11 protein-coding genes are annotated in these 13,730 nt (G+C 64.1%); 8 read left to right on the top strand and 3 right to left on the bottom strand.

Translation table 11 applies throughout. The features are described 5' to 3' along the window. The first annotated feature begins 197 nt into the window (after positions 1-197). Together IG122_RS10255 and IG122_RS10250 are read left to right on the top strand one after the other, a co-directional pair. Positions 198-533: a helix-turn-helix transcriptional regulator gene (locus tag IG122_RS10255; protein ID WP_193183131.1), complete on the top strand. Its 336-nt coding sequence runs from the start codon at positions 198-200 to the stop codon at positions 531-533. Continuing rightward, positions 523-1,872: a type II toxin-antitoxin system HipA family toxin gene (locus tag IG122_RS10250; protein WP_193183129.1), complete on the top strand. Its 1,350-nt coding sequence runs from the start codon at positions 523-525 to the stop codon at positions 1,870-1,872. Before IG122_RS10255 ends, IG122_RS10250 begins: the two co-directional genes overlap by 11 nt. A 48-nt stretch (positions 1,873-1,920) precedes the next feature. Here IG122_RS10250 and IG122_RS10245 read toward each other — a convergent pair whose 3' ends face one another. Beyond that, the gene (locus IG122_RS10245) at positions 1,921-4,212 is read right to left on the bottom strand and encodes an arginine/lysine/ornithine decarboxylase (RefSeq protein WP_193183127.1); all 2,292 of its coding nucleotides are present in this window, start codon (positions 4,210-4,212) and stop codon (positions 1,921-1,923) included. A 221-nt stretch (positions 4,213-4,433) separates the two neighbouring features. Here IG122_RS10245 and IG122_RS10240 point away from each other — a divergent pair, with 221 nt between their 5' ends. From IG122_RS10240 to IG122_RS10230, 3 genes are all read left to right on the top strand, one after another. Then, positions 4,434-4,997 (top strand): helix-turn-helix transcriptional regulator, encoded by a 564-nt coding sequence (locus tag IG122_RS10240; protein WP_193183125.1) that lies wholly within the window; start codon positions 4,434-4,436, stop codon positions 4,995-4,997. 78 nt (positions 4,998-5,075) lie between these two features. Next, positions 5,076-6,272 (top strand): MFS transporter, encoded by a 1,197-nt coding sequence (locus IG122_RS10235; RefSeq protein WP_193183124.1) that lies wholly within the window; start codon positions 5,076-5,078, stop codon positions 6,270-6,272. A 102-nt stretch (positions 6,273-6,374) separates the two neighbouring features. Continuing rightward, positions 6,375-7,634 carry an MFS transporter gene (locus tag IG122_RS10230; RefSeq protein WP_193183122.1) on the top strand — a complete coding sequence of 420 codons (1,260 nt, stop codon included), beginning with the start codon at positions 6,375-6,377 and terminating at the stop codon, positions 7,632-7,634. A 3-nt stretch (positions 7,635-7,637) separates the two neighbouring features. On the opposite strand, the gene IG122_RS10225 is transcribed toward IG122_RS10230, so the two are convergent. After that, a complete protein-coding gene (locus tag IG122_RS10225; protein WP_193183120.1) occupies positions 7,638-9,359 on the bottom strand; it encodes a thiamine pyrophosphate-binding protein in 1,722 nt (573 codons plus the stop codon). A 158-nt stretch (positions 9,360-9,517) separates the two neighbouring features. Here IG122_RS10225 and IG122_RS10220 point away from each other — a divergent pair, with 158 nt between their 5' ends. Beyond that, the gene (locus tag IG122_RS10220) at positions 9,518-10,132 is read left to right on the top strand and encodes a flavin reductase family protein (RefSeq protein ID WP_193183119.1); all 615 of its coding nucleotides are present in this window, start codon (positions 9,518-9,520) and stop codon (positions 10,130-10,132) included. A 104-nt stretch (positions 10,133-10,236) separates the two neighbouring features. Here IG122_RS10220 and IG122_RS10215 read toward each other — a convergent pair whose 3' ends face one another. Then, positions 10,237-11,070: a tetratricopeptide repeat protein gene (locus tag IG122_RS10215; RefSeq protein ID WP_193183118.1), complete on the bottom strand. Its 834-nt coding sequence runs from the start codon at positions 11,068-11,070 to the stop codon at positions 10,237-10,239. 114 nt (positions 11,071-11,184) lie between these two features. Between IG122_RS10215 and fumC the strand changes: the two genes are divergently transcribed. Both fumC and IG122_RS10205 read left to right on the top strand, forming a co-directional pair. Then, a complete protein-coding gene (gene fumC, locus IG122_RS10210) occupies positions 11,185-12,573 on the top strand; it encodes a class II fumarate hydratase (RefSeq protein ID WP_193183117.1) in 1,389 nt (462 codons plus the stop codon). 2 nt (positions 12,574-12,575) lie between these two features. Further along, a complete protein-coding gene (locus tag IG122_RS10205) occupies positions 12,576-13,721 on the top strand; it encodes an alpha-hydroxy acid oxidase (protein WP_193183116.1) in 1,146 nt (381 codons plus the stop codon). Positions 13,722-13,730 lie beyond the last annotated feature (9 nt).

The following is a 13,730-nucleotide window of genomic DNA, read 5'->3' as shown; positions in this document are numbered from 1 at the left end:
CCGATGCTGTTGTTGGCAGCGCCGATCGCGACGTTTCGTCAAAGAGGTTTGACCGATTTATGATCCAATTTCTGGAGAAATGACCGATATATGGGTCGTTTCAGTTGATTTTTCTATTCGAGTCACATAATGGCTTACTTATCGGTCATTTCAGCTCAATTTGACTGATAAAAAGGTCAATTAGATTGGAGGGGGCTATGCCCAGGGTCGCACGCACCTATTCCTCCCCGACCAGCCAGATTCTGAAGCTGGTCGGCAAGCGGATCAAACTCTCGCGCAAGACCGCCGGAATGTCCGAGGCGAATCTGGCGGAGCGCGTGGGGATTGCACGCAGCACGCTTCAGCGCATCGAAGCCGGCGATCCGTCCGTCGAAATCGGGATCGTGCTGGAGGCGGCCCTGATTTCCGGAACCAGGTTGTTTGACCCGGATGTAACCCGGCTTCTGACCGAAACCGAAATGCTCGAGCGCCGCCTCGCGCCGGCGCCGCGCGTCTATTCTTCGCACAAGCGGCAGATAGACGATGACTTCTGACCCCCATGACCGGGGCACCGCCGGCAATCGCCGGCGACGCGGCAACCCGCCGGAAGAAAGGGGGGCGTACGTCTGGGCCTGGCTGCCACGGCAACCCAGCCCGGTCGTTGCCGGGCGCGTCGTCCTGCAAGGCGGCCGCTACAGCTTCGCCTATGGCCGGAGCTATCGCGAGCGTCCCAACGCGATCCCCCTCTATCTGCCGGAACTTCCGATAGCCGAGTTCCTGATCGACCCGCCGGACGGCATGGATATGGCGGGTTGCCTCAGGGATGCTCTGCCGGACGCATGGGGACGGCGGGTCATCCTGAACAGGATCGCCGTCCGGGAGGCGAGGGATACGGGGCAGCTAGACGAAGTCACCTATATGCTCGAATCCGGTTCCGACCGGATCGGCGCGCTCGATTTCCAGCGTTCCGCGACGGACTTCGTTGGCAGAGATCCGGAGAATGCAAGCCTCGAGGAATTGCTCACCGCTGCGGATCGGATCGAACGGGACATCCCGCTGACTCCGGGTCTCGAGCGTGCGCTGCTCCACGGGAGTTCGATCGGCGGTGCCCGGCCGAAAGCCGGTATCGAGGACACACAGAACAAGTACGTCGCCAAATTCTCCGCAAGCAACGACACCTATGCCGTGGTCAAGGCCGAGTTCATCGCAATGCGACTTGCCAGGCTGGCGGGCCTCGGTGTCGCCGATGTCAGACTCGAAACCGCGTTGGGAAAGGACGTTCTCCTCGTCCGGCGCTTCGACCGGGAGCGGCTCGAGGAGGAAGGGGGCGCGCGCTGGGCGCGCCGAATGATGGTCTCGGGCCTGACGATACTCGGACTGGACGAAATGATGGCGCGGTATGCGTCCTACCAGCAACTGACCGACATCGTGCGCCTGCGGTTCGCCGAGCCCAAACGAACGCTCAGGGAGCTATTCGGCCGCCTGGTCTTCAATGTGCTGGTCGGCAATACCGACGATCATGCGCGCAACCATGCGGCGTTCTGGGACGGGCGAATGCTCAATCTGACGCCGGCCTACGACATCTGCCCTCAGCCGCGCACAGGGCGAGAGGCGAGCCAGGCCATGACAATACTCGATATCCGCCGGGAAAGCCGGTTGGAGCTCTGTCTGGAGGCGGCCCCGAAATTCCTGCTGGATCGGGAGCAGGCGATCGCCATCGTCCGGGATCAGATCGCGGCAATCGTGGAGAACTGGCGCGAGATCTGCTCTGCGGCCGGACTTGAGGAAGCCGGCAGACGGTTTTTCTGGCGCCGGCAATTCCTCAACCCGAGCATTTTCTACGGGACAGAGGATCTGTTTGCGCCGGAACTGGACGTCCTCGAACGAGCGTGACCCGTCACGCCCGTTCCGGCTGTTGTCCCGCGCAGCCGGCCGGCCGGCTCACTCCGCCACGCAGTCGGCGAAGTAATGCACCAATCCGTCCTCGCCGACTTCCTGCACGAGGCCGTGGATATCGGTCTCGAAACCCGGGCATTCGCGGGCGAATTCGCGGTTGAACTTCAGATAGTCGACGATCTTCGCGTTGAACACCTCGCCCGGGATCAGCAACGGAATACCCGGCGGGTAGGGCGTGACGAGACTGGTCGTGATACGGCCCTCCAGCTCGTCGATCGGCACGCGCTGGGTGGTGCGGCGGGCGATGTGGGCGAAGGCCTCGGACGGGTTCATCGCCGGCGTCAGGTCGCTCAGATACATGTCGGTCGAAAGGATCGCAACGCCGTACTTGGCATAGAGCGCGTGCACGTGCTGGCAGAGATCGCGCAGCCCCATCTGCTCGTAGCGCGGCTGCGTGGCGCAGAATTCCGGCATGGTGCGCCACATCGGCTGGTTCTTCGCGAAGTCGTCCTTGAACTGCTGCAGCGCGGTCAGCAGCGTGTTCCAGCGGCCCTTGGTGATGCCGATGGTGAACATGATGAAGAAGCTGTAGAGCCCGGTCTTCTCGACCACCACACCGTGTTCGGCCAGGTACTTGGTCACGATCGAGGCCGGGATGCCCCAATCCTCGAAGCGGCCGTCCAGGTTGAGACCGGGCGTGATGATCGTCGCCTTGATCGGGTCGAGCATGTTGAAACCCGGCGCCATGTCGCCGAAGCCGTGCCAGGAATCCTCGCCGTCGGAGGCCTGCACGCCGTCCGCGTCGGTGCGCTTCAGGACCCAGTCCCGGGTACGGCCGACGCCTTCCTCGGCCAGTTCCGCCGGTCCCCAGACCTGGAACCACCAGTCGTCGGCACCGAATTCCTCGTCGACCTTGCGCATGGCGCGGCGGAAATCGAGCGCCTCGACGATGCTTTCCTCGACCAGCGCGGTACCGCCCGGAGGCTCCATCATCGCGGCGGCCACGTCGCAGCTCGCGATGATGCTGTATTGCGGGCTCGTGCTGGTATGCATCAGGTAGGCTTCGTTGAAGAGGTGGCGGTCGAGCTTCACCTCCTGCGAATCCTGCACCAGCACATGGCTCGCCTGGCTGATCCCGGCCAGCAGCTTGTGGATCGACTGCGTGGCATAGGTGACCGAATGCTTCGTCCGGTCCCGTTTCCGGCCCATCGCGTGATAGGTGCCGTAGAACGGGTGGAAGGCCGCGTGCGGCAGCCAGGCCTCGTCGAAATGCAGGTTCTCGACATAACCGTCGAGCAGGTTCTTGATGGTCTCGGTGTTGTAGAGCACGCCGTCATAGGTCGACTGCGTCAGGGTCATGATCCGCGGCTTGACCGAGTCGGCATCGACGCCCTTGAGCAGCGGGTTCGCGCGGATCTTTTCCTTGATCGACTCGATCTCGAACTCGGACTGCGGGATCGGGCCGATGATGCCGTGATGGTTCCGCGTCGGCTTCAGGAAAACCGGGATCGCGCCGGTCATGATGATCGAGTGCAGGATCGACTTGTGGCAGTTGCGGTCCACCACGACCACGTCGCCCGGCGCCACGGTGTGGTGCCAGACCATCTTGTTCGAGGTCGAGGTGCCGTTGGTCACGAAGTAGCAGTGATCGGCATTGAAGATGCGCGCCGCGTTGCGCTCCGACGCGCCGATCGCGCCGTTATGGTCGAGCAGCTGACCCAGTTCCTCGACGGCATTGCAGACGTCGGCCCGCAGCATGTTCTCGCCGTAGAACTGGTGATACATCTGCCCGATCGGGCTCTTCAGGAAGGCGACGCCGCCGGAATGGCCGGGGCAGTGCCAGGAGTAGGAGCCGTCCTCGGCATAGTCGAGCAGCGCCTTGAAGAAAGGCGGCTGGATGCTCTCGAGATACCCCTTCGCCTCGCGGATGATATGCCGGGCAACGAATTCCGGCGTGTCCTCGAACATGTGGATGAAGCCGTGCAGCTCGCGCAGGATGTCGTTCGGGATGTGCCGGCTGGTCTTGGTCTCGCCGTAGATATAGATCGGCACCTCGGCGTTCTTCCAGCGCACTTCCTCGATGAAGTTCCGCAGGTTGAGCACCGCCGGATCGAGATCGGGGCCGGGAGTGAATTCCTCGTCGTCGATCGAGAGCAGGAAGGTGCTGGCCCGGGACTGCTGCTGGGCGAACTTCGAGAGGTCGCCGTAGCTGGTCACGCCGAGGACCTCGAAGCCCTCGCTCTCAATGGCTTGCGCGATCGCGCGAATGCCAGAGCCCGAGATGTTCTCGGAACGGAAGTCTTCATCGATGATGACGATCGGAAAGCGGAACTTCATGGAGCTGTCCTGGCGCGTGGAAAAGCGGATGGGCAGAGTCTGCCTTTTCTATGTCAGTCTCTATCCCGGTCCCTCATATAATGTTTCATAGGCTTTTGCGGCCGCGGTCAACTGGCTGCATTGGAAATTTGCGCGCCGCGGGTAAGTTGCCGGCCGCAGGCACGCTTCGCGCTCTCTCCTTCACGGGTATAGTGAGAAAGCGGTTCCGTACGGGGTGCGACATGCATCGTCAGAACATAGTCCAGAGCAACGCGACAAACACCTTTCCCCTGAAGCGGTTGAGGCTGCATCGCGGGATGAAACAGAGCCATCTCGCGGAACTCCTCGGGGTGACGCAAACCACGGTTTCACGCTGGGAAACAGGTGCGTTCGACATGCCGGAGCCGTATGTCGCGGCAGCGCAGAAGCTGCTGGCGGTGGCACCGGGCCCGTCGCAGGATAGTGCGCTCCGCCGTCTCGTCGAGGCTTCCAGCATGAAGGTCCATCTGGTCTGCGACCGGACGCACCGATTGCTCGCCGCGTCGCGGTCGCGACAGGCGGACTGGCGGGCCGATATGGCCGATCTCATGGGCAAGTCGATGCTGGTCTTCGCGTCGCCGGAAATCCTGGTGGCCGAAAGCGGCCTCGACGCCATGGGTTGGCACGAAGGCGGCCTCGCCTCGCTGGTGGTCGAAACCGGCATCAATGGCAGCGACATCGTGCCGATCGTTCCGAGCCGCATCCTCTGGGAACGCGTCATGCTTGAGGATGGCACCGCCGGTCGCCTCGCGACCACGCTCGACTGACCGGCCGGAGTGCGGGCGCAAAGCAGATGCATATTTTATGCGTGGCCCGGGGCGTTTGCGTCCGCCTAGGGTCTGGTCATGCATCAGAATGGCATTTCCGGGCGGTACTGGCCGCAGATCATTCTTCTCTGGCTGATGGGGCTGCTGGCGGCGGCCCAGCTCGGCAAGATGTCGGCCTTGCTCCCGATTCTCCGGGAGGAATACGGCCTGACGCTCGCCGAGGCCGGGTGGATCGCCTCACTGCTGGAAGCGGGCGGTGCAGTTCTCGGGCTTCTCGCGGGCCTACTGATCGGCCGGCTCGGCAACCGGCAGGGGCTCGGCTTCGGATTGCTGCTGCTCGCGGCCGCCGGGATCGGCGAGGGGTTTGCGCCGGATGCGTCGGCACTGGTCGCGCTGCGTCTTGCGGAAGCGGCGGGATACGTCCTCATCGTCATTGCCGCTCCCAGCATGATCGCGACCGTCGCGCCACCGGCGGCGCGGGGCGCGGCATTCGCGCTCTGGAGCACCTTCGTGCCCGCCGGACTCGCCATCGGGGTGGCTGTAACCGGGGCCATGCTTGCTGTCCTGCCGATGAGCGGGATCTTTCTTGCCTGGGGACTGCTCGCCGTCATTGTCGCCGCGGGATGGTTCGCCCTTCCGGGTGCGCCGCGTCCTGCTGTCGCCCGGCTGGTCTTTCCCGGGCTCCCCGTCTGGCTTCTGACGGCCGGGTTCGGCTGCTTCACCCTCGCCGAGGTCGGCATGCTGGCGATGCTGCCGACCTACCTGATCGAGGAAACCGGACTTGCGTCCGCAGCCGCCGGGATCTTTGCCGGTGTGGCCTCGCTCGCGACCATGGCGGGCAGCTTCGCCGCCGGCTGGGCGCTCTCGCGTCTTTATGGCCGGAACGCGTTTCTTCGCCTTGCGGCGACGGGTCTGTTGGTCGCGGCCATCTTCACCCTCGCTGTTTTCACTTTCTCTGCCGAGATCGGAGGCCTTCATCCGGCCTGGCTCGCGGCCGCTGCCGCCATCCTCGCGAACGCCTTCGTCGGGCTCTATCCGGCAGTCGCCTTCACCCGCCTGCCGGATCTCGTGGCCGGGCCGGAAGGGCTCGCGTCCGCGAACGGGGTGCTCGCCCAGTTCGGAGCGGGCGGTGCAATGGTTGGACCGCCGTTGGCGGGGTTCGTCGCAAGCCTGTGGGGCTGGCCGGCCGTTTCGCCGATGCTGGCGGGCTGCTTTGTCGCGGCACTGGTCCTGAGCATCCTCGCGGAACACGTTTCCGTACCCGCGGTCAAGTAAGCGGCCTGACCGCTTTGCGCCGGGCGCCATCTCGGCTATTTTTGACCGGCCGCCACCTTTCGGGCGGCTCCCAATCCTTTCTCGAACAAGGCAAATCGCCGAATGAAAAACGCGTCCATCTTCGCGGTGCGTGAGGTCGACAGTCCCTACGCCTGGTTCCGCCTCTCCATGTCCCTGTTGATCAGCATGATCGGCGGTGTCGGTCTCTGGTCGGTTGTCGTGACCCTGCCGGCGGTGGAGGCGGATTTCAACGTGGCGCGGGCGGATGCCTCACTCCCCTATACGGTGACGATGATCGGGTTCGCCGTCGGAGGCATCCTGATGGGGCGCCTGGCGGATCGTTTCGGCATCATGATCCCGCTGCGCTTCGGCGCGGTTATGCTCGCGCTCGGATATTTCCTCTCCGCCCAGGCCGCGAGCCTCTGGCAGTTCGCGGCGCTTCAGGGCGTGCTGATCGGGATGCTCGGCAGCTCGGCCAGCTTTGGGCCGGTGATCTCCGACATCACCCACTGGTTCCAGCGCCGCCGGGGCCTCGCGGTCGCTATCGGTGCCAGCGGAAGCTATCTCGCCGGAACGGTCTGGCCGCCTGTGGTGCAATATCTCGTCGACAGTCAGGGCTGGCGCGACACGCATGTCATCATCGCGGGAATCTGCCTGCTGACCCTGTTGCCACTCTCCACGGCACTGCGCCAGCGAAGCCCCGAGGTGGCGCCGCCCGCACCCGGTGTGCAGACGGGGCCTCAGTCCGTTCCGGAGACCGACGAGATCTCCTTGCGCGGGCCGGTGGTGCAGGGGCTGCTGCTCCTCGCCGGGCTGGCCTGCTGTGTCGCCATGGCGATGCCGCAGGTGCATATCGTGGCCTATTGCGGGGATCTGGGCTACGGCACGGCGCGCGGCGCGGAGATGCTGTCCCTGATGTTGTTCGCAGGGATCATCAGCCGGCTCACCTTCGGCTGGATCGCCGACAAGATCGGCGCGCTGCGCACGCTGATGTTGTCGTCGTTCCTGCAGGGGCTGTCGCTGCTGCTCTTCCTGCCTTTCGACGGACTGGTCTCGCTCTATTTCGTCTCCGCCCTGTTCGGACTGGCCCAGGGCGGTATCGTGCCGACCTATGCGTTGGTCGTGCGCCGGGTCTTTCCGGCCGCGGAGGCGGGCACGCGGGTCGGCCTCGTGCTATCGGCGACCCTGCTCGGCATGGCGCTCGGCGGCTGGATGTCGGGCGTGATCTATGATCTGACCCTGTCCTACGACGCGGCCTTCCTCAACGGCGTCGCCTGGAACCTGCTGAACCTCGGAGTCGCGGCCTTCCTCTGGTTCCAACTCGACCGGCGCAGCCCCGCGCGGGCGATGGGTTCGGCCTGATCGTCAGGAGAAATAGGGCAGGTTCTTTGATTTCGCGGCGCGGACCCAGGAGGGGACGAACGGCACGATCTTGTCCTGTGACGGCACCATGATCTCGACGAAGCTGGCGCCGGGATGGGAAATGGCGTCTCGGAGGACCGGCTCGATCTCGCTCTCGGAAGTGATCCGGGCGGTCCGAAAACCGAAGCCTTCTGCGACCTTGATATAGTCGACGGCGCCGAAATCCGTCGACCAGGGCTCGTCGACATCGTCGAGCAGGATGGCCTCGCCGCGGATCCAGCCGTAATTGTCGTTCCGGGTGAGGATCACGGTGTGGTTCTTGCCGCTGCGCTTGATGGTCTCGAAATCGCCGAGCACGAAGGCGAGCGAACCGTCCCCGGTGAAGGAGATCACCGGACCGTCGTTCGCGAAGGAGGCGCCGATCCCGGCAGGGACGGAGTAGCCGAGCGCGCCCATCGAATAGTTCGTGATATAGCCCCGCCCGGCCTGTTTCAGGGAGAGCAAGGCAGAGGGATAAATCGCGCTGACACCGGGTTCCGCCGTCACGATCGCATTCGGCGGGAGGATCGTATCGAGCACCTGGGTCAGCTTCACTGGCGAGACGGTACCTTCCGGCATCGGGATGTTGGAATTGAAGACATTGTCGAGCGCCGTCCGCTTGATCTGGGTGAGGTCGAGCGTCTCGCGCTTCAGGTCGGGATGGCCGGCGCGGATCAGCTCGACCATGTATTCGAGCGTCGCCCGCGCATCGCCGACGAGACCCACCTTCAGCGGGAAGTTGTTCCCGACATGGGCTTCGGCGATGTCGAGATGGAGGAAGGTCTTGGTCTTCGGATCACCGTAGAGTTTCCAGTGGTCGGTCGAGCTGGAGTCGGTATTGGTGCCGACGAAGAAGACCGTATCGGCGCTGTTCACGTAAGCGTTTGAATAGTCCATCCCGCCGCGGGCGCCGATGACGCGCAGTGACAGCGGGTGGGTTTCCGCGATGGTGCCCTTGCCCGGGGTGGTCGTCGCGACCGGGATCTGCAGCAGTTCGGCAAGCTCGACGAGGATCTCCGAGGCCCGCGAGATCAGCGCGCCCTGGCCGCAGACGATGACCGGCTTCTCGGCTGCCAGCAGGATCTCGATCGCCTGGCGGATCTTCGAATGGTCGGCGACCGGACGGTGCGCCGGGTAGTGGCTGTAATCCTGCTCGGCATAGAGATCGTCGATCTCGGCCTCGTCGTGGAAGATGTTGATCGGCACGCGGACATGGACCGGCGCGGGCCGCCCCGAGGTCGCCACGCGGAAGGCGCGGCGGAGCAAGAAGGGAATGTCCTTCACGCTGGTCAGGTGGAAGGATTCCTTGCAGATGCTGTCATAGAGCGCGGTCTGGTCGACCCCCGTCAGCCCGTGCTTCTTGTCCTGGTTCACCGGGATGTCGGAGCTGAAATAGATCACCGGCACCGAGCTCAGATAGGCCTCGGTCAGGCCGGGCGTGCAGTGGGTCACGCCGGGGCTCGGCGCTTCGAGGACGCAGGGTCGTCCGGTGATCTTGGCGTAGGCCTCGGCGGCGAAGGCGGCGGTCCGCTCGTCCCGGGTCAGGACGAATTCGATGTTTGAATGGCGGCGCCATTCCTTGTACCAGCCGATCGTCGTCTCGCCGGGGAGACCGAAGACGTGCGATACGCCATGGAGCTCCAGCATCTTCAGGATGACCTGAGCGCCGTTCATCGTACTTCCCACCGGAGGGGCTCCCTGTTAGGACGTGATTGGATCTTCAGAATTGCGGGTCGAGTGACGCACAGCCCGGAACTCAGATCAATTGTTCTCTTGCAGCATCGTCTCCGGTTTTCACCCGGCAGGAGGCACGCTGCTCCGACAAGCGAAAACGGACGCCGGATATGAAGAGTTTCGATCTCGCCGACCTGTCGGCGGCGGACGCCTACAAGCTGATGCGCAACGTCGTGACGCCGCGGCCGATTGCACTGGTGACGACCGTCGACGAGGAGGGCGTGGTTAACGCGGCGCCGTTTTCCTTTTTCAACGCCATCGCCTTCGATCCCTGCATGGTCGTGCTCGGCCTCGAGGCGCGGCCGGATGGCTCGCCAAAGGACACCTCGGTGAACATCCGAGCGACGCGGGAATTCGTCGTCAACATGGTCGACCGGGCGATGGCGGAGAAAATGAATCTCTGCTCGACGCCGCTGCCGCACGGGGAATCGGAGATCCCGCTGTCCGGGTTCACCACCGCGCCGTCGATACACGTAAAGCCGCCGCGCATCGCGGAGGCGCCGGCCGTTCTCGAATGCACCCGGCACACGACGCTGGAACTCGGCAACCGGCGCGAGATCGTGGTCGGAGAGGTCCGTGCCATCGCCGTCCGCGACGATCTCCTGCTCAACGAGGAGAAGCTCCATATCGACCATGCGGGGCTCGACACGATCGCCCGGCTCGGCGCGAATTTCTACGCGACCAGCCGAGATACTTTCGAGATGGTGCGTCCGGACGGGCGGTAGGACTGGCTACCCCGAGGCGTTTCAGGCCGCGTAGAGATCCTAGGGAGGCCGGCTGGGCGGAAGCAGACCGTGCGCCGGCGACGGGCGCTCGTGTAGGTCATCGCTTATTTACCGGAGACGGGATCTGGGTCGGCAGTCCTTCGCGCCCAGTTTCGTGCCCGGATATGCTGCGCTTCCGGGTCGTCATCCATGAACAGGGGGGCAAAAGGTGGCACTTTTCCGGTTTTGAGGCCGAGCGATTCGCGCACATTCCGAAACTCGTGCCACCAGGAGAAATCGCAGATCTGCGCCTGCTGGTAGAGCTTGGCAGTCCGTGCCGGAGCGTTGTCTGGCTCAAGCATCAGCGCCCTTTCGTAGAGCCGGATCGCGTCCGGGATCTGCCCCCTGTTCTTCAGTCCATTGGCGAGGTTGACATACGGATCCGCGTAGTCCGGGCAGAGCACCTGAGAGCGGCGATAGGCAGTTTCCGACTCGGCGTACCTTCCGAGATCGCGAAGTGCCACGCCGAGATTGTTGTGGCCGGAAGGAAGCTCGGGCTTTAGCTCCAGGGTCCTTTCGAAGCCGCGGGCCGCGTCCTCGAGTTTAACCAATGCCTGATCGGCGGCGGCGACGACATTCCATAGCGCGGCGGAATTGGGAAGGACTTCCTTTAGCGCGTTCCCCTGCAGAACGACATCCTCGAACCGGCCGTTCTCATAAAGCGCGACCACGCCGTTGAGAATTGTCGAGACCGCCCTCAAAGCCTCGCGATTCTTTGGATCGTCCCGAAGAATGTCGCGGTAGATCCGGCAGGCGTCCGCGCCTTGGCCCCGTGCTTCGAGGTCCGCAGCGCGGGCAAATGCCTGATCGAGGGAAAGCGACGACATCCGTTTGTTTTCTCTAGCTGCTTTCGGCTGGCGCGGTGGGTCTGCCGACGTTAACGTCGGCGCAGCCTTCAAGATACCGTCACGGTGTCGATGAAACCCCGTGCCGATACCGCCGCGGGAACGCGATAATGAGAGATGCTGGTCCGAAACGCAACCGGGCCCATATGGGCTTACGGAGGACCGATGATGACCGATACACGCGTTGAAATGGATACCATGGGCGAGATGTCCGTGCCCGCGGACCGTTACTGGGGCGCCCAGACCCAGCGCTCGCTGCAGAACTTCAAGATAGGCGGCGAGCGGATGCCGACGGCTTTGATCCGCGCCTTCGCGATCCAGAAGAAGGCGGCGGCGCTGGCCAACATGGCGCTCGGCAAGCTTGATCCTGAGCTCGGCAGGGCCATGGCGGCGGCGGCGGACGAGATCGTCGAGGGCAAGCTCGACGATCATTTCCCGCTCGTCGTCTGGCAGACCGGCTCCGGCACCCAGACCAACATGAACCTGAACGAGGTGATCTCGAACCGGGCCATCGAGATGCTCGGCGGGACGGTCGGCAGCAAGGCGCCGGTCCATCCGAACGATCACGTCAATATGGGGCAGAGCTCGAACGACAGTTTCCCGACCGCGATGTCGATCGCGGCGGTGCTGGAAATCGAGCGCGAGCTGCTCCCGGCACTGGCGGAGTTCCATGCGGCGCTGAAGGCGAAGCGGGAGGAGTTCGCCACCATCGTGAAGATCGGTCGGACGCATCTGCAGGACGCGACGCCGGTCACGCTCGGTCAGGAATTCTCCGGCTACGCTCGGCAGATTGAGCTCGGCATCGAACGGGTAAGAGGCGCGCTGCCCAGGCTTCGCGAGCTGGCGCAGGGCGGCACCGCCGTCGGCACCGGGCTGAACGCCGCGCCGGGCTTCGCGGACGCGTTCGTCGAGCAGGTGCGGGAGATCACCGGCATTCCCTTCACCAGTGCGGTGAACAAGTTCGAGGCGCTGGCCGCGCACGACGCGCTGGTCGAGATGTCCGGTTGCCTCAACGTGCTGGCGGCGAGCTGCATGAAGATCGCCAACGACATCCGGATGCTCGGCAGCGGTCCCCGGAGCGGGCTCGGCGAGCTGCAGCTTCCGGCGAACGAGCCCGGCTCCTCCATCATGCCGGGCAAGGTGAACCCGACCCAGTCGGAGTCGCTGACCCAGGTCGCGGCCCAGGTGATCGGCAACCACGTCACCATCACCACGGCCGGCGCGACCGGGCATTTCGAGCTCAATGTCTTCAAGCCGGTGATGATCTACAACCTGCTGCAGTCGATCCGGCTGCTGGCGGACGGCACCCGGAGCTTCTCGGACAATTGCGTCAGAGGCATCGAGGCGAACGAGGGCCGGATCAGGCAGCTGATGGAGCAGTCCCTGATGCTGGTGACCGCCCTCAATCCCCATATCGGCTACGACAAGGCGGCGCAGATCGCGAAGAAGGCCTTCGCCGAGGGCAGCAGCCTGAAGGAAGCGGCTCTTGCGCTTGGCTACCTGACGGAAGCGCAATATGACGAATGGGTGCGCCCAGAGACCATGGTCGGAGAATAGTGATGCGGCTGTCGGACTGTCACAATTTTCAGGACTTCCGGAAGCTGGCGAAGCGGAGGCTTCCCGGGCCGATCTTCAACTACATCGACGGCGCCGCCGACGACGAGGTGACCTACCGCCGCAATACGGAGAGTTTCGAGCGCTGCGACCTGGTGCCGAACGTCCTGCGCGGCGTCGCCGATGTCGACATGTCGGTGACTGTGATGGGGCAGAAGCTGGCGATGCCGATCTACTGCTCGCCGACCGCGTTGCAGCGGCTCTTCCACCATGACGGCGAGCGCGCGGTGGCGGCGGCGGCGGCGAAGTTCGGCACCATGTTCGGGGTCTCGTCCCTCGGCACGGTCAGCCTCGAGGAACTGCGGCGCCGCCATGACAATCCGCAATGCTACCAGTTCTATTTCCACAAGGACCGGGGCCTGAACAGGGCGATGATGGAGCGCGCCAAGGAGGCGGGCGTCCAGGTGATGATGCTGACCGTCGACAGCATCACCGGCGGCAACCGGGAGCGCGACCTGCGCACCGGCTTCTCCATCCCCTTCCGCCTGACGCTCGGCGGCATGCTGCAATTCGCGATCAAGCCGCTCTGGGGTATCAACTACGTCACCCACGAGAAGTTCGCCCTGCCGCAGCTCGACGAGCATGTCGACATGAGCGGCGGCGCGATGTCGATCGGCCGCTATTTCACCGAGATGCTCGATCCGTCCATGACATGGGACGATGTCGCCAAGATGGTCGAGCTCTGGGATGGGCAGTTCTGCCTGAAGGGCGTGATGTCGGTCGAGGATGCGAAGCGGGCGGTCGAGATCGGCTGCACCGGCATCGTGATCTCCAACCATGGCGGCCGCCAGCTCGACGGCTCGCGCTCCTCCTTTGACCAACTCGCGGAAATCGTCGACGCGGTGGGGGACAAGATCGACGTCATCATGGACAGCGGCATCCAGCGTGGGACCCATGTCCTCAAGGCGCTTTCGATGGGTGCCAAGGCTGTCGGTGGTGGACGCTTCTATCTCTATCCGCTGGCGGCAGCCGGGCAGGCCGGAGTGGAACGCGCGCTGACCCTGATGCGGACGGAAATCGAGCGCGACATGCGCCTGATGGGGGTCAGCAGCGTGGCGGAGCTGTCGCGGAAGAACCTCGCCTTCCGCTGAGGCAAATCG

The sequence above is a fragment of the Nisaea sediminum genome (assembly GCF_014904705.1).
In the GTDB taxonomy this organism is placed as follows: Bacteria; Pseudomonadota; Alphaproteobacteria; order Thalassobaculales; family Thalassobaculaceae; genus Nisaea; species Nisaea sediminum.
This window is presented reverse-complemented; position numbering and strand designations above follow the sequence as displayed.